General features: G+C 74.7%; 15 protein-coding genes. 7 read left to right on the forward strand and 8 right to left on the reverse strand.

Going from position 1 to position 16,888, the window contains the following annotated elements; genetic code table 11:
- Positions 1-9: 9 nt before the first annotated feature.
- From AC3A3L_RS07020 to AC3A3L_RS07045, 6 genes are all read right to left on the reverse strand, one after another.
- The gene (locus AC3A3L_RS07020) at positions 10-1,143 is read right to left on the reverse strand and encodes an SGNH/GDSL hydrolase family protein (protein ID WP_487639282.1); all 1,134 of its coding nucleotides are present in this window, start codon (positions 1,141-1,143) and stop codon (positions 10-12) included.
- Positions 1,140-1,718, reverse strand: a complete 579-nt coding sequence (locus tag AC3A3L_RS07025) for a TetR-like C-terminal domain-containing protein (protein ID WP_487639283.1) — start codon at positions 1,716-1,718, stop codon at positions 1,140-1,142. Before AC3A3L_RS07025 ends, AC3A3L_RS07020 begins: the two co-directional genes overlap by 4 nt.
- A gap of 64 nt (positions 1,719-1,782) precedes the next feature.
- Positions 1,783-3,270: an MFS transporter gene (locus AC3A3L_RS07030; RefSeq protein ID WP_487639284.1), complete on the reverse strand. Its 1,488-nt coding sequence runs from the start codon at positions 3,268-3,270 to the stop codon at positions 1,783-1,785.
- On the reverse strand, positions 3,267-3,827 hold the full coding sequence (locus AC3A3L_RS07035) for a TetR/AcrR family transcriptional regulator (RefSeq protein WP_487639285.1): 561 nt from the start codon (positions 3,825-3,827) through the stop codon (positions 3,267-3,269). Before AC3A3L_RS07035 ends, AC3A3L_RS07030 begins: the two co-directional genes overlap by 4 nt.
- 73 nt (positions 3,828-3,900) lie before the next feature.
- Positions 3,901-4,503, reverse strand: a complete 603-nt coding sequence (locus AC3A3L_RS07040; RefSeq protein WP_487639286.1) for a Dps family protein — start codon at positions 4,501-4,503, stop codon at positions 3,901-3,903.
- 43 nt (positions 4,504-4,546) lie between these two features.
- Positions 4,547-5,011, reverse strand: coding sequence for a DUF6328 family protein (locus AC3A3L_RS07045; RefSeq protein ID WP_487639287.1), 465 nt, complete (start codon positions 5,009-5,011; stop codon positions 4,547-4,549).
- A gap of 85 nt (positions 5,012-5,096) precedes the next feature.
- Here AC3A3L_RS07045 and AC3A3L_RS07050 point away from each other — a divergent pair, with 85 nt between their 5' ends.
- Positions 5,097-5,372 carry a DUF7218 family protein gene (locus AC3A3L_RS07050; RefSeq protein WP_487639288.1) on the forward strand — a complete coding sequence of 92 codons (276 nt, stop codon included), beginning with the start codon at positions 5,097-5,099 and terminating at the stop codon, positions 5,370-5,372.
- A 30-nt stretch (positions 5,373-5,402) separates the two neighbouring features.
- On the opposite strand, the gene AC3A3L_RS07055 is transcribed toward AC3A3L_RS07050, so the two are convergent.
- Positions 5,403-6,260: a DICT sensory domain-containing protein gene (locus AC3A3L_RS07055; protein ID WP_487639289.1), complete on the reverse strand. Its 858-nt coding sequence runs from the start codon at positions 6,258-6,260 to the stop codon at positions 5,403-5,405.
- A 111-nt stretch (positions 6,261-6,371) separates the two neighbouring features.
- Between AC3A3L_RS07055 and AC3A3L_RS07060 the strand changes: the two genes are divergently transcribed.
- Positions 6,372-6,575 carry a hypothetical protein gene (locus AC3A3L_RS07060; RefSeq protein WP_487639290.1) on the forward strand — a complete coding sequence of 68 codons (204 nt, stop codon included), beginning with the start codon at positions 6,372-6,374 and terminating at the stop codon, positions 6,573-6,575.
- A 144-nt stretch (positions 6,576-6,719) separates the two neighbouring features.
- Positions 6,720-6,893: a CsbD family protein gene (locus AC3A3L_RS07065; RefSeq protein ID WP_268112925.1), complete on the forward strand. Its 174-nt coding sequence runs from the start codon at positions 6,720-6,722 to the stop codon at positions 6,891-6,893.
- On the opposite strand, the gene AC3A3L_RS07070 is transcribed toward AC3A3L_RS07065, so the two are convergent.
- A complete protein-coding gene (locus AC3A3L_RS07070) occupies positions 6,883-8,055 on the reverse strand; it encodes a hypothetical protein (protein WP_487639291.1) in 1,173 nt (390 codons plus the stop codon). The genes AC3A3L_RS07065 and AC3A3L_RS07070 overlap by 11 nt on opposite strands.
- A 60-nt stretch (positions 8,056-8,115) precedes the next feature.
- Between AC3A3L_RS07070 and AC3A3L_RS07075 the strand changes: the two genes are divergently transcribed.
- The 4 genes from AC3A3L_RS07075 to recD all read left to right on the forward strand — a co-directional run bounded on the left by AC3A3L_RS07075 (position 8,116) and on the right by recD (position 16,887).
- Positions 8,116-8,244: a hypothetical protein gene (locus tag AC3A3L_RS07075; protein ID WP_487639292.1), complete on the forward strand. Its 129-nt coding sequence runs from the start codon at positions 8,116-8,118 to the stop codon at positions 8,242-8,244.
- 66 nt (positions 8,245-8,310) lie between these two features.
- Complete coding sequence (gene recC, locus AC3A3L_RS07080) at positions 8,311-11,664, forward strand: exodeoxyribonuclease V subunit gamma (protein WP_487639293.1); 3,354 nt, start codon at positions 8,311-8,313, stop codon at positions 11,662-11,664.
- 1 nt (position 11,665) lies between these two features.
- Positions 11,666-15,055: a UvrD-helicase domain-containing protein gene (locus AC3A3L_RS07085; RefSeq protein ID WP_487639294.1), complete on the forward strand. Its 3,390-nt coding sequence runs from the start codon at positions 11,666-11,668 to the stop codon at positions 15,053-15,055.
- Positions 15,052-16,887, forward strand: a complete 1,836-nt coding sequence (gene recD, locus AC3A3L_RS07090) for an exodeoxyribonuclease V subunit alpha (RefSeq protein ID WP_487639295.1) — start codon at positions 15,052-15,054, stop codon at positions 16,885-16,887. The genes AC3A3L_RS07085 and recD overlap by 4 nt, the downstream gene beginning before the upstream one ends.
- The last annotated feature ends 1 nt before the right edge of the window (position 16,888 follow it).

A 16,888-nucleotide genomic window follows, 5' to 3' on the forward strand; every position in this document is an offset into this window, starting at 1 on the left:
GGCTCCCGCCTACCAGTCGCCGAGCGCCGCGAACCGCTCGCCGATGAGCCGGTGGGTCGCGGAGTCGGGGTGCAGGTTGTCGGGGAGTGGCAGCCGCGCGGCGTCCGCTGGGCTGTAGAGCCCGATCCCGTCGACGTACGCCAGGTGGGGGTCCTCGCGCCGCTGCACGACCTCGGCGAGGACCTCGCGCACCACCTCGAGGGTGAGCGCGCCGCGGGCGACCGCTTCTGGGTCACCGGTGGCGACGAAGGCGACGCGGCCCTCGGCGAGCGCCTGCATGTCGGGGCCGGTGGGACCGGGCACGCCCTCGTGGATGCCGCAGAAGACCGGCGAGACGAGGCGGATCGGCGTGTCCGGGTGGCCGTCACGGATCGTGTCGAGCCAGCCGTGGACCGCGGTGCCCAGGGCACGACGGCGCAGCAGGTCCTGGTTGACCAGGTTGATCCCGATCTTCAGGCTGATCAGGTCGGCGGGCGTGTCGCGGATCGTGCGGGCGACGAACGGGTCGAGGAGGGAGCTGCCGCCCAGGCCGAGGTTCACCAGGTCGAGCCCGGCGAGGCCGGCGGCGACGACCGGCCAGGGCTCGGTCGGGTGCACCGCGACCGAGCCGTGGCTGATGGAGCTGCCGTGGTGGACCCAGCGCCGGCGCTCGTCGGCGACCGCCGCCACCGGCGCGTCGGCCCGCAGCGCGACGAGCTCGGTCTGCTCGTCGTGGGGCAGCCACACCTCGACGTCCGTCTCGCCCTCGGGCAGCGCGATCGCGAGGGTCGTCGGCTCGCCGGCGGTGAAGGTGCTGGCGCCGGTCATCATGTCGACGTCGAGCACGTTGCCGCCCGGCGCCTGTTGCCGGTCGACGACCGCGCCGCCGACCACCACGTCGTACCAGCCGTCGGGTCGCGCCGGCGCGCCCACGTAGCGCCGCTTGGTGGGCAGCACGTCGAGCTCGAGGCGGGTGGCGGTCGTGCGCAGTGCGAGGCGTACGCCGGCGGGCTGGGCCTCCACGAGGTGGAGCTGCGGGTCATCGGACTGGCGTCGCGCCCAGCCGGGCAGCCGGTGGGGCAGCAGGCCGCCCGCGGGCGTGCGCTCGAGCTCGAGCGCACCGCGCACGAGGGCAGCGAGGTCGTCGAGTGACAGGTCGGTCATCGGGTCTCCCAGGATCGGAGCAGGGTGTCGAGGCCGTCGACCACCCGCTCCCACGTGTCGTCGGACGCGGGCACCGAGGGCCCGCCGTGGCTGAAGGCGCCGGCCGCGTCGAGCGCGGCGTAGCCGTGGAACGTCGCGCCGAGCAGGCGCACGGCGTGGGTCTCGTCATCGGCGGACAGCGCGTAGCCGCGCAGGGCCGCGCGCGAGAGCTCGGCGTGACGGGGACCGGCGCTGGCAGCGGCGGTCGCCGCGTCGAGGGGGAGCCGGGTGGCGGCGTAGCGACCCGGGTGCCGACGGGCGTAGCTGCGCCAGACACCGCCGACGGCCGCCAGCGCGGCGCGTCCGCTGACACCGGCGAGGGCGTCGGCCACGAGGCCGGCGGTCTCGTCCAGCGCCAGCAGCGCGACGCGGGTCCGGACGTCGGCGCCGCTGCGCACGTGGGTGTAGAGGCTCGGGGTCGCGACCCCGAAGTGCTGGGCGAGCGCGGTCAGCGTCACCCCCTCGAGCCCGACCTCGTCGGCGAGGTCGGCGGCCGCCTCCGCGACACGAGCGCTCGTGAGTCCTGCGCGGGGCACGGCGACTCCTTCCTGATGGCCTGAGGCTTGAACCTTAAGGCATTAGGAAGAGTGGACCAAGTTGTCAGTGGTGGGCGTCGTCGAGGGTGAGGTCGGCCGGCACCAGGCGCCAGACGGCGTACGCGGACAGCGCGGCGAGCACGGCCCCGACCGCCCCCACCGCGGCGAAGCCGGTGACGAACGCGTCGGCCGCCTGGGCGAACCACGGTCCGCCGACCGCACCCGCGACGGACTCGCGCACGTCGCCGTCGGCGCCGGCCGGCAGCCCGGCCCGGTAGACCATGCCCACCAGGCTCCCCAGGAAGGTGATGCCCAGGACGGCGCCGAGCTCGTAGGTGATCTCCTCGACGGCCGCGGCGGACCCGGCCTGGTCGTCGGTCGCCGCGCCCATGATCAGGGCGGAGCCCAGGCCGAGCGACGAGGTGCCGAGCCCGACGACGGCGAAGGCCACTGCGACCCACGCGTACGTCGCCGGCACGACGGCGAGCAGCCCGAGCCCGACGGCGAGCACGAGCAGGCCGCCCGACAGCACGATGCGCGGACTGGTGCGCTCCGCCAGCGCGGGGGCGAAGGGCGAGGCGACCATCGCACCGACCGCGAGCGGCAGCAGCGCGAGGCCCGCCTCGAGGGGGCCCCAGCCCTCGACGAGCTGGAGCCACTGACTGCCCACGAAGAGCACCGCGGCCATGGCGGCACTGCTGGCCAGCGCGGCCACGACCCCGGCCCGGAGCACAGGCTCGCCGAAGAGGCGCACGTCGAGCATCGGCCGGTCGGAGGTGAGCGCCCGCCGGGCGAAGGCGGCCAGCATCGCCACGCCGAGCAGGAGCAGCCCGAGGGTGGCGATCTCGGGGCCGTGCTTGCCCAGCTGCTTGGCGGCGTAGACGAAGGCGGTCATCCCGCCGGCAGACAGGACCACCCCGGCGAGGTCGATGCGGCCCGGGCGGGCCGACCGGTTCTCGCACAGCAGGCAGGCGGCGGCGACGATCGCGACCAGCATCAGCGGCACGTTGACGAGGAAGGCGGAGTGCCAGCTGAACCGCTCCAGCAGGGCGCCCCCGACCACGGGCCCGACGGCCGCTCCGAGCGCCGCCGTGGCGCCCCAGACACTGAGGGCGAGCGTGCGCTCCCGGGCGTCGGTGAACACGGCGCGGATCAGCGACAGCGTCGACGGCATCACCATCGCGCCCCCGATCCCGAGCAGCGCACGGATCGCGATGACGGCGGCGGCGCTGTCCGCCCACAGGATCGCGACCGAGCCGACGGCGAAGGCGGTGTATCCCGTCAGGAGCATCCGCTTGCGCCCCCACCGATCGCCCAGCGCCGTGACGGGGATGAGCAGGCCGGCCAGCGCGAGGGCGTACGCGTCGACCACCCAGAGCTGCGAGACCGAGGTGAGGTGCAGCTCGGCGGCCATCTCGGGCAGGGCGACGTTGAGGATGGTCATGTCCATCACCACCACCAGCAGGCTGGCGGCCAGGACGGCGAGCGCCCACCAGCGGCGGGGGTCCCGCCCGGCCTGCGGCGGGGCGGAGGACTGCTGCTGCGCGGTCATGGCGCGGCCACGCCGTCGAGCAGGGACGACAGCACGAGCCGACCGGCGTCGCGTGGGGCGATGTCGCCGATGCGGACCGCCTCACGCGCCGCGACCAGCAGGCCGTACGTCACGTGGCCGAACCAGCTCAGCGGCAGGTCGCGCCTCAGCACGCCGGCCTCCTGGGCTGCGGCGACCAGCACGGCCTCACGGTCGGCGAGGACCTGCGTCCGCTCGACCAGCGCCGCGTTGGCGAGGATGACGTGGTCGGTCAGCGCGAAGCCGAAGGCGTCGGAGTCGTCGACGTAGCCCAGGACCAGCACCTCGAGCGCCTCGCGCAGGCGCGCCGGGTCACCCTCGGCTGCCAGCGCCTCGACGTCCGCATCGTCGAGGCGCTGCTCCCACTGGTCGAGCGAGCGCGTGCCGAGCTCGACGAGCAGGGCCTCGCGCGAGTCGAAGTGACGGTGCAGCGTGGCGCGGCTGATGCCGACCGCCTCGGCGACGGCCGCCATCGATGCTGCGGGGTCGGCGTTCAGCATGCGCTGGGCGGCGCCCAGCACGTCGTCTCGGTTCGGCACGGCACTCTCCTCGGTTGAGACAGCAGTGTCTCACATGAGACATCAATGTCTCAACCCGACGAGGACCCATCCCTCACGACCGCCTGCGAGAAGCCTTCCGGGCCGCGCCGACCTCGTCCTCGGCACCGGTCGACACCAGCGCACCGCTCGTGCCCTGCAGGTGGGCCCGGACGAACCACTGGTACTGCTCGAGCTCGCCGGTCTGGCCGATGAGGACGTCCTCGGTGACGGGGTCGTCGCCGACCGCCTCGATCGCCGCGCGGTGGTCCTCGATCACGCCGCTGTAGACGAGGTCCAGGGCCGCCAGGTGGGCGGCGGTGTCGGCGCGGGCGAGGTCGTAGTCGTCCCAGGTGCGGGCCGCGACCAAGGCGCCGGGGAGGCCGTTGGGTGGCACGCCGAGGGTCGACATCCGCTCCGCGAGGACGTCGACCATCCCGCGGACCCCGTCGATCTGCGGGTCGAGCATCTCGTGGACACCGATGAAGTGCGGGCCCACGACGTTCCAGTGCGCGTGCTTCAGCGTCAGCGCGAGGTCGTTGAGGGCGTGCACCCGCATCTGCAGGGCGTCGGCGACGGCGTGACCCGTCGTGGTGTCGAGACCCGGGACCGTCAGGGGCGCGTCCGCGTCGCTGGTGACCGGGGTGCTGCTGCTGGAACCTCTCGTCTTCTTGGCCATGTCCCCAACCTAGGCACGCCCGCCAACGCCCCGCACCACCTCGTCAGCTGGTGCTGGCGACCCGCTTCGGCAGCACGAGCAGCAGGCCGGCGAGCACGACCACGGCACCGAGGGCCCCCGCCGCGGCGGCCTTCCGGTCGAAGACCATGTCCACGACGAGGAAGAAGATGCCGCCCATGAGGAGGGCGATCATCGCGAGGGCCACCATGGTGAGCCGGTGCCCGGCCTGCACCAGCTCCGGCTTGGCGTCGGTCTGGAACACACGCCGGTGGATGGCCACCGGAGCGAGCATCACGCTGACGGTGGCGAAGGCCAGTGCCAGCAGGCCGACGTACCACCCGCGCTGGAACGCGTCGAGGTCCTCGAAGCGCTCCTGGAAGGGCAGCGTGACCAGGAAGCCGGCCAGGACCTGGACCCCCGTCTGGCTCACCCGGAGCTCCTGCAGCAGCTCGTTCCAGTTGCGGTCCGCCCGCTCCTGCGGGGTCTCGTCGCGTGCGTTCTCGGCCATCATCGCGACGCTACTCGCGGCGCCGCCCGCGCCCACCCCCTGACGGGTGAGCAGGAGCCGGGGAGGCAAGTGGCACCGTGGAGGAATGGCCGAGAAGAAGAAGGACCCGGGCCCGTCGGTGAAGGACGCGGAGGTCTACGAGGCCCTGCGCGACGACGGCGCCAGCAAGGAGAAGGCGGCCCGCATCGCCAATGCATCGGCCGCCCAGGGCCGCTCGGAGGTGGGCGGCCGCGGCGGCCACGCCGAGGACTACGAGGACCGCACCGTCGACGAGCTGCGCGAGCGAGCGGCCGAGCTCGACATCGAGGGACGCTCGTCGATGACGAAGGACGAGCTGATCGACGCGCTCCGCAACCATTGACGCTCACCGACGCGCGCGTGGCACCCCTCCTCAGCGGGGGGCGAGCTCGGCGAGCGCCCGCAGCCAGGTGCGGTCGGCGTCGACCGCCGACGTCGCCGGCACCGGAGCGGTCGCGTCGAGGAGTCGCGCCGCCGCAGGGGGTACGTCGCCGCCCGCCGCGCGCACGACGCCGGCGAGGACGCGACCCGCGGCCGTCGCGGCACCGCGATGGGTGCTGATGACGGCTTCGTAGGTCGGCGGACCCTGCGCCGCCGGCACCTCCCACGCGGCCACGACGGCGGCGTACGACTCCCCGAGGCACACCACCGCCCACTCCCGCCGCAGCGGTGAGTCGCCCGGCAGCTGGCAGCGGATCGGTGCGGCCCCGAGGTCGGGCGCGAGGTCGGAGTCCCGGTCGAAGTCGGCGACGACCGCGGCCCACGACGCCGTGCGGCCGAGTTCCTCCCAGCGGTGGCGCGAGGACGCGTACCGGTGGCCGAGCTGGAAGGCCCCGAGCACGAGCGACCGGTCGCCACGCGCCAGGCACTCGTCCTCCACGGCGTGGGAGGCGGCGATCAGCGCGCGGCGGTGGAGGCGGAGCGGGCGTACGCCGGCCACGGCCTCAGCGGCGGCGAACGCCGACCGCTCCTCGCCCGCCTCCTGCGCCCGCACCACGGAGTCGATCGCCACCCGCAGGGGCAGGCCGGAGTCGCGCAGCTCCAGCACCTGTCGCACGAGTGCCACGTCGGCGTCGGCGAAGCGACGCTGCCCCGAGGCCGAACGCCGGCCGCGTGGGAAGCCGAACCGGTTCTCCCAGGTGCGCAGCACCCCCGGCGTCACTCCGGCTCGCGCCGCCAGCACGCCGATGCTGAAACCCTCTGCGACCGTGCCCCCCACCGCGTCCGCCACTGCGCCTCCTCGGAAATCCCGGTGCCCGGTCTTGTCACACTTGCTCGGATAACTTATACATGTGTGTAGAGGTTCTGTCGCACCACCACCGCCGGACGTCAGGAGACTCCCATGGTCAGCGTGATCCTCATCAGCACCGCCGCCATCCTGGTCGCGATCGTCGGGTGCGCCGTCATCTGGCGGATGGACGCGCAGCGGGCGGACGAGATCGAGCACACCCCGCCCCCTGAGCGCGCGCACCCCGAGCTCGACGCCGGTGACGACGCCTCCCCTGCGTCGCCGCGATCGTCCCTTCCCTTCCACGATCGCGGCTGACGGCCGCCGGGTGGGCCGGCGCACACCCCCGGCCCGGTCCACCCGCACGGGTGTGGTGTGCCACCACCCCCGTGGCAGGTTGGAAGCCGGGACCACCTGGTCCGCACCGACCTCACACCACCCCTCACCACAGGAGGAACGACGATGGGTCTGGACGACAAGTTCGACAACAAGACCGACGAGCTCAAGGGCAAGGCCAAGGAAGCCACCGGCAAGGCGACCGACGACGAGCAGCTCGAGGCCGAGGGCCGGGGCGACCAGGCCGGCGCCAACATCAAGCAGGCCGGCGAGAAGATCAAGGACGCCTTCAAGAGCTGACGGGCGACCCTGCCCACACGTGCCCGCCGTCGCCCGCATCGGCGACGACCAGCACCTCGCCGCCGGCGGCCACCATCAGTGCGTGGTCGCCGGCGGTCTGCGGTTCGAGAGGCACGTCCACCTGTTGCCAGTCGCGGCCGTCCTCCGTGCGCCACAGCTCGTAGTGGTCGCCGGTGCTCACGCTCGCCAGCGTGCCGAGCGACGTGGTGGCCAGCGAGGCGACGTACGGCGCTCCCCGCCACGAGTCCGCGATCCGGCCGAACGTCACCGGCTCCTGCCAGTCCTCGTCGTCGCGCACCCAGGAGGCGTACGCGCCGTCGCTGCGGCCCACGACCAGCACCCGCCCGTCGTCGAGCCGCGTCACGCGGTGCGCGTCCTGCGCCCCGTCGGCCGCCGGCATCTCCTCGGGCTTCCAGGACAGCCCGTCGGGGGAGGTCCAGGCGAGCGGGTCGGGCTCGAGGTGCCGGCCCGTGCGCGCGCCGCCGCCGACCACGAGCCACTCCTCCCCGGTCCAGCCCGCGCCCTGCGCCAGCGACTCCAGGTCGCCGTCGTCGGTCAGGCCGGGCTCCGCCTCGACCAGGGTGAACTCGCGCGGGTCGTCGGTGAACCACACCCCCGGCCCCGAGGTCCGGTTGCCGGTGATCAGCCAGCCCGTCGGGCCGCCGGCGACCGGGCCGACGTTGGTCGCGCTGACGCCGCCGTACTGCGTGAACACCGTGCGGACGTCGACCAGGGTGTCGCCGTCCAGCCAGAAGGTCGTGACCCGCGGGTTGCCGTGCGCCCCGCCGGACCGGGCGCCAACCACGGCGATCCGGTCACGTGAGCAGGCGATCGAGTTGAGGATCGCCCGGCGTCCCCAGTAGGTGTGCGCGTCGATCGGCACCGGCTCCCAGCGCTCCCGGTCTGAGGAGAACCACAGCGCCGGCCGGGTGTCGCGGGTCTCGGTCGGCCTGTCGAGGAACACCGCCCCGGCGACCCACCAGCCCTCGCCGCACTCCACGGCGTCGCGCACGACCGTACGACCGGGCGCGCCGGGGTGCGGGGGCAACGGGTGCTCGACCCACGTCATCTCGAGGCGCTCGGGCGGGGACGCTTCCTCCTCGCAGGCCGCGAGCGCGAGGGCGCCGAGCAGCGCCACTGCGACGAGGGCCAGGCTGCGCACCCCCCGATCATGGCGCATGTCGCGGCGCATGGGGTGCCCGTCGTTGGGTACGTGCGGAGCATGACCCACGACCCCGACCGGATCGACCCCTCGAAGCAGAGCGGTCGGCCCGTCATGGTGACCGGTGCGATCATCGGCATCATCCTGGCGGTCCTGCTGATGCTGGTCGTCTACCTCCTGGCTCGCTGACCGGTCCCGTCCACAGCTGACCGCGCCTGCCGCGCGGGTGTCGGTCGCCGCTCATAGGGTGGCGCCGTGACCCTGCACCTCCACGCCGCCGAGCGCACCGACGCGCTCGCCGACGGCCTCGCGGACCTGCTGGTCACCCCGCTCGCCGACCCCTTCGCGAGGGAGGTCGTCGTCGTGCCGGCGCGGGGCGTCGAGCGCTGGCTGACCCAGCGGCTCTCGCACCGGCTCGGCGTCGGACCGCGCGGGGGCGACGGCGTGTGCGCGGGCGTCGACTTCGTGACGCCCCACTCGCTGGTGTCGATGCTGCTCGACCGCGACGCCGAGGACCCGTGGAGCCCCGACCGGCTGGCGTGGCCACTGCTGGAGGTCGTCGACGAGGTCATGGGCGCGCCCGGGTTCGAGGACCTGACGAGGCATCTCGGGGGCGGCGACCCGGCCGACGACCGCTCGGCCAGGCGCTACGCCGTGGCCCGCCGACTGGCGGGCCTCTTCTCCTCCTACGCCGTCCAGCGCCCCCAGCTGGTCCGCGACTGGCGGGCCGGCGACGACACCGACGGTGCCGGCGGTCTGCTCGACCCCGACCTGCGCTGGCAGGCCGAGCTCTGGCGCCGGCTCGTCGCCCGCGTCGATGCGCCCGAGCCCGACCTGCGCCATGCCGCGACGCTGGCGCAGCTGCGCGACGGGGCCGACGGCCTCGACCTGCCCGGCCGGCTCTCCCTCTTCGGCCACACCCGCCTGCCGGTGACCGAGGTCGAGCTGCTGCGCGCCCTCGGCGAGCACCGTGACGTCCACCTGTGGCTGCCGCAGCCCTCCCCCACGCTCTGGGAGGCCCTGGCGCCGATGGCGGCGACGGGGCCGGTGCCGCGCGCCGACGACCGGTCCGCCGAGCTGGTCGGCCACCCACTCCTCGCCTCCCTCGGCCGTGACTCGCGCGAGCTCCGGCGCACGCTCGGTGAGCTGCCCGTCGAGCAGCACCCCGCGGGCCACGCAGACCCGTCCACCCTGCTGGGCTGGCTCCAGGCCGACCTGCGCGCCAACCGGGTGCCCCCGCCGGGCGAGCTCGCGACCCGGGCTCGCGAGCGCGGCGACCTCTCGATCCAGGTGCACGCGTGTCACGGGACCGCGCGCCAGGTCGACGTGCTGCGGGAGGTCCTGGTCGGGCTCCTCGAGGACGACCCGACGCTCGAGCCGCGCGACATCCTGGTGATGTGCCCCGACATCGAGACCTACGCGCCGCTCATCTCCGCCGGCTTCGGCCTCGCCGACGTGGCCCGTGAGGACGTCGGACATCCGGCCCACCGGCTCCGCGTCCGACTCGCCGACCGGTCGCCGAGCGCGACCAACCCCCTCCTCGGGGTCGCCGCCGACCTCGTCGAGCTGGCGGCGGGCCGGATGACGGCGACGTCCGTCCTCGACCTCGCGGGGACCGAGCCGGTGCGGGCCCGCTTCGGCTTCACCGACGACCACCTCGAGCGGATGGCGCGATGGGTCGACCAGGCGGCCATCCGCTGGGGCTACGACCGCGACCACCGCGCCGCCTTCGGCCTCGACCTCGACGCCAACACCTGGCTCTCCGGCCTGCAGCGCGTGCTCCTGGGTGCCGCGATGTCCGGCGAGGGACACCGGTTCGTGCGTGGCACGCTCCCCCTCGACGACGTCGGCGACGGCCACCTCGAGCTCGTCGGCAGCTTCGCCGAGATGGTCGACCGCCTCCACTCCTTCGTGAGGGCGGCGGCGTCGGCGGCGTCGGTCGCCGACTGGACGGCGGCCCTCGGTCGGGCGGTGCACGGGCTCACGCTCAGCGGGACCGACGACGCGTGGCGCGTCGCGCAGTTCGACCGCGAGCTGGCCCGCATCTCGGCGGGGGTCGGCGACCACGAGACCCGCCTGCGCCACGCCGACGTACGCGCCCTGCTGCGCCACCGGCTCCGCGGACGCCCGACCCGGAGCAACTTCCGCACCGGCACGCTCACCGTCTGCACGATGGTGCCGATGCGCTCGGTGCCCCACCGCGTGGTGTGCCTCGTCGGGCTCGACGACGGCGTCTTCCCACGCCTCGAGGCGGTCGACGGCGACGACGTCCTGGCCAGGCGGCCGATGACCGGTGAGCGCGACATCCGCTCAGAGGACCGGCAGCTGCTCCTCGACGCGATCGGCGCCGCCACCGAGACGCTCGTCGTCACCTACGCCGGACGGGGCGAGCACACCAACGACGACAAGCCGCCCGCCGTCCCGCTGGGCGAGCTCCTCGACGCGCTCGACCGCACCAGCAGTGCTCCGGTGCGCGACGACGTGCTGGTGCACCACCCGCTCCAGCCCTTCGACGAGGCCAACCTGACCGCCGGAGCACTCGTCGGCGCCCTCGACCGGCCGTTCTCCTTCGACCGCACCGCGCTCGCCGGCGCCCGCGCCGCGCGGGCCCCGGAGCCCGCCCCACGGGCGCTCGTCCCCGGCCCCCTCCCGCCGACGGAGCCCGCGCACGAGGTGACGCTCGCCGACCTGCACGACTTCTACGCCCACCCCGTGCGCGGCTTCCTGCGCCAGCAGCTGCGGGTCACCACCCCCTACGACGTCGACGAGACCAAGGACGCCATCCCGATCACCCTCGACGGGCTCGAGAAGTGGGACGTCGGCGACCGGCTCGTGCGCGACGTGCTCAGCGGGGGCGACCCGCAGGCGGCGATGGTCGCCGAGCAGCTGCGCGGGCTGCTGCCTCCCGAGGACCTCGGGTCCGCCATGCTCACCGAGATCGTGCAGCGCGTGCGCCCGCTCGTCGAGGCCGCGGTCCCCCTGCGCGCCGGTCCCGCCCGCACCCTCGACGTCGACATCGACCTCGGCGACCGCCGGCTGACCGGCACGGTCGGCAGCGTCTTCCGCAACAACCTCGTCTCGGTGAGCTACTCCAGCCTGGGGGCCAAGCACCGGCTGGCCGCGTGGCTCGACGCGCTCGCGCTCGCCGCCGGGCACCCGGACGAGAACTGGACCGCCCACACCATCGGTCGTTGGGGACGGTCTGCCGGTCGGCGCGCGCTCATCTCGCCGATGCCCGACGACGACGCCCGCACCCACCTGCGCCAGCTGGTCGACGTGATGGAGCGCGGCCAGCGCGAGCCGCTGCCGATGCCGGTGAAAACCAGCCTGGCGTTCGCCGAGGAGTTCCGGATCGGGGTGCAGGGGCACGCCGACCCCGACGCGAAGGCTCGCGCCGAGTGGGTCACGCCGCGCTTCAACGAGTCCGGCTTCCCCAAGGAGGACGCCGACCAGTGGCACGTCCGCGCGTGGGGCGAGCAGGCCCCCTACGACCTGCTCGCCGCGCCGCTGCTGGCCGACGAGGACGGACCGGCGCCCCACCGCCTGGGCCACTACGCGCTGCGCGTCTGGTCGCCGCTGCTCGCCACCGAGCTGGTCCGGGGGATCTGACGTGACCGACCTGCCCATCCACCTGCCCGCCGACCGGCCCACCCCCGCGCCCGGCATGGACACCTTCGACATCTGCGGTCCGCTGCCCACAGGGACGACCCTGCTGGAGGCGAGTGCCGGCACCGGCAAGACCTGGACCATCGCCGCGCTCGTGACGCGCTACCTCGTCGAGGGCGTCGCCACGCTGGAAGAGATGCTCGTCGTCACCTTCACCCGCGCGGCCAGCCAGGAGCTGCGCGACCGCGTCCGCCGCCAGCTCGACGACGCCGCGGCCGTGCTGGCCGACCCCGCCGCCGCCGACCCCGCCAACCGCCTGCACGACTGGCTCCTCGACGCCGACGAGGCCGAGCGAGCCGTCCGACTCGGTCGGCTCACCGATGCGCTCACGTCGTTCGACGCCGCCACGATCGCGACCATCCACCAGTTCTGCCAGCTCGTCCTGCGCAGCCTGGGTGTCGCCGGCGACACCGACACCGGCGCCGTCCTGGTCGAGGACCTCGAGCAGCTGACCACCGAGGTCACCGACGACCGCTACCTCCACCTCTTCGCCCGCGAGCAGCAGGCCGCGTGGAGCCGAGAGGACGCCCTCGGCATCGCCCGCGCGGTCGTCGGCGACCCGCGTGCGCGGGTGGCGCCGCAGGAGGCCCTCGCCGAGGACCCCGACGGCCAGGCCGCCGCCCGGGTCCGGTTCGCGTGCGGCGTGCTCGACGAGATCGACAGGCGCAAGAGGCGGCTCGGCGTGCTCTCCTACGACGACCTGCTCGGCCAGCTCGCGGACGCGCTCGCCGACGACGACGCCCCCGCCCGCACCCGGATGCGCCAGCGGTGGAAGGTCGCGCTCATCGACGAGTTCCAGGACACCGACCCGGTCCAGTGGCAGGTCTTCGAGCGCGCCTTCCACGGCGTCGCGACCCTGGTCCTCATCGGCGACCCCAAGCAGGCGATCTACGCCTTCCGCGGCGGCGACATCGTCACCTACCTCGAGGCGGCCGAGCAGGCGACGACCCGGCAGACGCTCGGCGTCAACTGGCGCGCCGACCAGCCGCTGCTCGACTCCCTGCAGGTGCTGGTCGAGGGTGCCGCCCTCGGCGACGAGCGCATCGCCGTCCACCCGGTGAGCGCCCACCACTCCGCGTCCCGGCTCCACGGAGCCGGCGCGCCGTTCCGGCTGCGGGTGGTGCGACACGAGGAGCTCGGCCGTCGTCGACCGCGCATCGCCGACTGGCGCGAGCACGTCCTCACCGACCTCGCCGCCGACGTCAAGCGCCTGCTGACCACCGGCGCGACCGTCGGGACTGGCGACGAGGCGCGCCCGGTCGAGCCCCGCGACGTCGCGGTGCTCGCCGCACGCCGGGCCGACCTGCTCGCCGCGCAGGAGGCCCTCGCCGCCGTCGGCGTGCCGGCCGTGCTCAATGCCGGCGGGTCCGTCTTCAAGACCGCAGCGGCCACCCAGTGGCTCACCCTGCTCGAGGCCCTCGAGCAGCCCCACCGCGCCGACCGGGTGCGCGCGGCCGCGCTGACCGACTTCTTCGGACGCACCGCCGAGGACCTCCAGGCCGAGCCCGACCCGACCGACGACCTGAGCGAGCACGTACGCCGCCTCGCCGACGTCTTCGCCGCCCGCGGGGTCGCGGCGGTGCTGGAGAGCGCCGTGCTCGACGGGCTCACCGCCCGGGTGCTCGGCCGGGTCGGCGGCGAGCGCACGCTGACCGACCTCCGCCACGTCGGCGAGGCGCTGCACAAGGTGACGGTGAGCGAGCGCTTCGGCGTCGTCGGCCTGCTCGGCTGGCTCCGCACCCAGGTGGCCGACGACAAGATCGAGGTGGCCTCGGAGCGCACCCGCCGGCTCGACTCCGACGCCGCCGCGGTGCAGCTGGTGACGATCCACGGCAGCAAGGGACTGGAGTACCCCGTCGTCTACCTCCCCACCCTGTGGGACCGGTGGGTGCGCGACGACGACGTCCCGCTCTTCCACGACGCCGACGGCGAGCGCTGCCGCGACGTGGGAGGCCCGAGCCGGTGGCGCGACGCCGCCGTCGCCGCGAGCCGCCACGAGGACGCCGGCGAGTCGCTGCGGCTGCTCTACGTCGCGCTCACCCGGGCCCAGTCGCAGGTCGTCGCGTGGTACTGCCCGACCGCCAACAACACCGCCAGCGCCCCGCTCCACCGCATGCTGTTCGGCCGTGCGCCGGGGCGCGCGCGCGTCAACGACGAGCAGCCGGTGGTCGGGGACGACGAGCTCGTCGACATCCTGGGCCGCTGGAAGGCGTCCGGCGGGCCGCAGCCCGAGGTGGCGGCGCTCGCGCCGGTCGACACCACACCCATCCGGCGCGACCTGCCGCCCCTGGCCGTGCGGACCTTCGACCGCGAGGTCGACACCGACTGGCGCCGCACCTCCTACTCCGCGCTCGCCGCCGCCGGCGCACCCCACGCCGGCGCACCCGACCGGGTGCTCTCCGAACCCGACGACGCGCCCGACCTCGACGACACCGACCTCGAGCCGCTCGACGACGCTCCGGCGCCCGACCCCGACCTCGAGCTGTCGGCGGTGCCCTCGCCGATGGCCGACCTGCCGGTGGGCGCCGAGTTCGGCTCGCTGGTCCACGAGGTCCTCGAGCACGCCGACCCGGCCGTTCCCGACCTGCGCGCCGAGCTGCTCGCGCAGGTCGAGGAGCACCGCGCCTGGTGGGCGGTCGAGGTCGACGCCGAGGAGCTGGCCGACGCCCTCGTCGCGGTCTGCGACTCCCCGCTCGGGCCGCTCGCGGGCGGGCTCACCCTGCGCGACATCCACGTCCCCGACCGGCTGCGGGAGCTGGACTTCGAGGTCCCGCTGGCCGGCGGCGACCTGGCGGCGGCGCGCGACGCGGCCTCCGTCGTGCTCGGCGACCTCGCTCCGCTGCTCCGCGCCCACCTGCCCGCCGGTGACCCGCTGCTGGCCTTCGCCGCCACCCTCGAGGGCGACCCCGCCCTCGCCGCCCAGCGCCTGCTCGGCTACCTCACGGGGTCGATCGACGTCGTGGTCCGGGTGACCGTCGACGGCCGCACCCGCTACCTCACCATCGACTACAAGACCAACTGGCTCGGCGACCGCACCGCGCCGGCGACGGCGTGGGACTACCGGCCCGCCGTCCTCGACGAGGCGATGGGCCACTCCGACTACCCGCTCCAGGCGCTCCTCTACACCGTCGTGCTCCACCGCTACCTGCGCTGGAGGCTGCCCGACTACGACCCGGGCGAGCACCTCGGCGGCGTGCTCTACCTCTACCTGCGCGGCATGTGCGGGCCCGCCACCCCGCTCGTCGACGGCAGGCCGTGCGGGGTGTTCTCGTGGAAGCCTCCGGTCGCCCTCGTGACCGCGCTCTCCGACCTGCTGGACGGAGTCGCGCCATGAGCGATCTCTTCGAGCCCGTCGACGCCACCGACGCACGCCTCGCGCTGGGCGCCACCGGGCTGCTCGGCGCCTTCAACTCGGCCGGGGTGCTGACGAGCGCCGACGTCCACGTCGCGAGCGCCCTCGGGCGGCTCGGTCAGGAGAGCGACGAGCGGGTGCTGCTCGCGGTCGCGCTGGCCGTGCGCGCGGTGCGCGGCGGCTCGGTGTGCGTGGACCTCGCGACCGTCGCCGACCCGGCCGACCTCCCCTGGCCCGACCCCGACGGATGGTCGGCCGCCGTCGCGGCCAGCCCCCTGGTGGCGGCGGGCCTGGTCCGCTGGGACAACGACCTGCTCTACCTCGACCGCTACCACGAGCAGGAGACCCAGGTCGTCGACGACCTGCTGTCGCGGGCCGCCACGGCGCCCGACCACGACCCCGACCTGGTGCGGTCCTCGCTCGACCGCGTGGTCACGGCCATGCAGGCGGCCGCCGTCGCCGCCGGCCGACCACGTCCGTCCTACGACGAGCAGGTCGCCGCCTGCCTCACCGCGGCCGGCCAGTGGACGACCGTGCTCACCGGCGGCCCGGGCACCGGCAAGACCACCGCCGTCGCCTCCCTCCTCGTCGGCCTGCTCGACCAGCACCCGGCCGGGCTCCGGATCGCGCTGGCCGCCCCGACCGGCAAGGCGGCCGCCCGCCTGCAGCAGGCGGTGCACCAGGAGGCGGAGGCGTTCGAGGAGGCCGACCGCGTCCGCCTCGCCGGGGTCACCGCCTCGACGCTCCACCGGCTGCTGCGTCCCGACCCCGGCAACTCCACCCGCTTCCGCCACCACCGCGGCAACCGGCTCCCGCACGACGTGGTCGTCGTCGACGAGTCGTCGATGGTGTCGCTGACCCAGATGGCCCGCCTGCTGGAGGCGGTGCGCCCCGACGCGCGGCTCGTGCTCGTCGGTGACCCCCACCAGCTGTCGTCGGTCGAGGCCGGTGCCGTGCTGAGCGACGTGGTCCGCGGCTTCCAGGGCCGTGCCGACTCGCCGGTCGCAGCCCTGCAGTCCACCCACCGCTTCGGGCCGGAGATCCGCGCACTCGCCGAGGCGTTGCGCACCGGTGACGCCGACGGCGCCATGGCGGTCCTCTCGGCGGGCCACGCCGAGGTGGAGTGGGTCGACGAGGCCGACCCCGCCTCCCGCATCCGCACGACCGCCCTCGACGCGGCCCTCGCCGTCCGTGACGCCGCCGAGCGCGGCGACGTCGCCGGCGCGCTCGCGGCCCTTGACCGCCACCGCCTGCTCTGCGCCCACCGCGACGGACCCTTCGGCGTGCGCCACTGGAACCGTCGCATCGAGCACTGGCTCACCTCCGTCACCGGCGACCCCCTCTTCGATCGCGCCTACGTCGGCCGGCCGCTGCTGGTCACCGCCAACGACCACCAGCTCGGCGTCTACAACGGCGACAGCGGCGTGGTCGTGCTGACGCCGGCCGGGCCGCGCGCGGTCATCGCCGCCAGCGACGGCCCGCGCGACCTCGCCCCCTCGCGGCTCGGCGACGTCGAGACGATGCACGCGATGACGATCCACAAGTCGCAGGGCTCGCAGGCCGACGTCGTCACCGTGCTGCTGCCCGACGAGGACTCCCGGCTGCTCTCGCGCGAGCTCTTCTACACCGCCGTCACGCGAGCGCGGTCGCAGGTGCGGGTCGTGGGGTCCGAGGCGGCCGTCCGGGCGGCGATCGCCCGTCGTGCGCAGCGCGCGAGCGGGCTCGCCGTACGCCTGGCAGGGGCTCCTCGGCCCGGTGCCGGCACCGTCCCGCCGACGCGCAGCCGAAACGCCGCCGACACAGATCCCCGCTAGC

The sequence above is a fragment of the Nocardioides sp. Soil_C_8 genome (genome assembly GCF_057656315.1).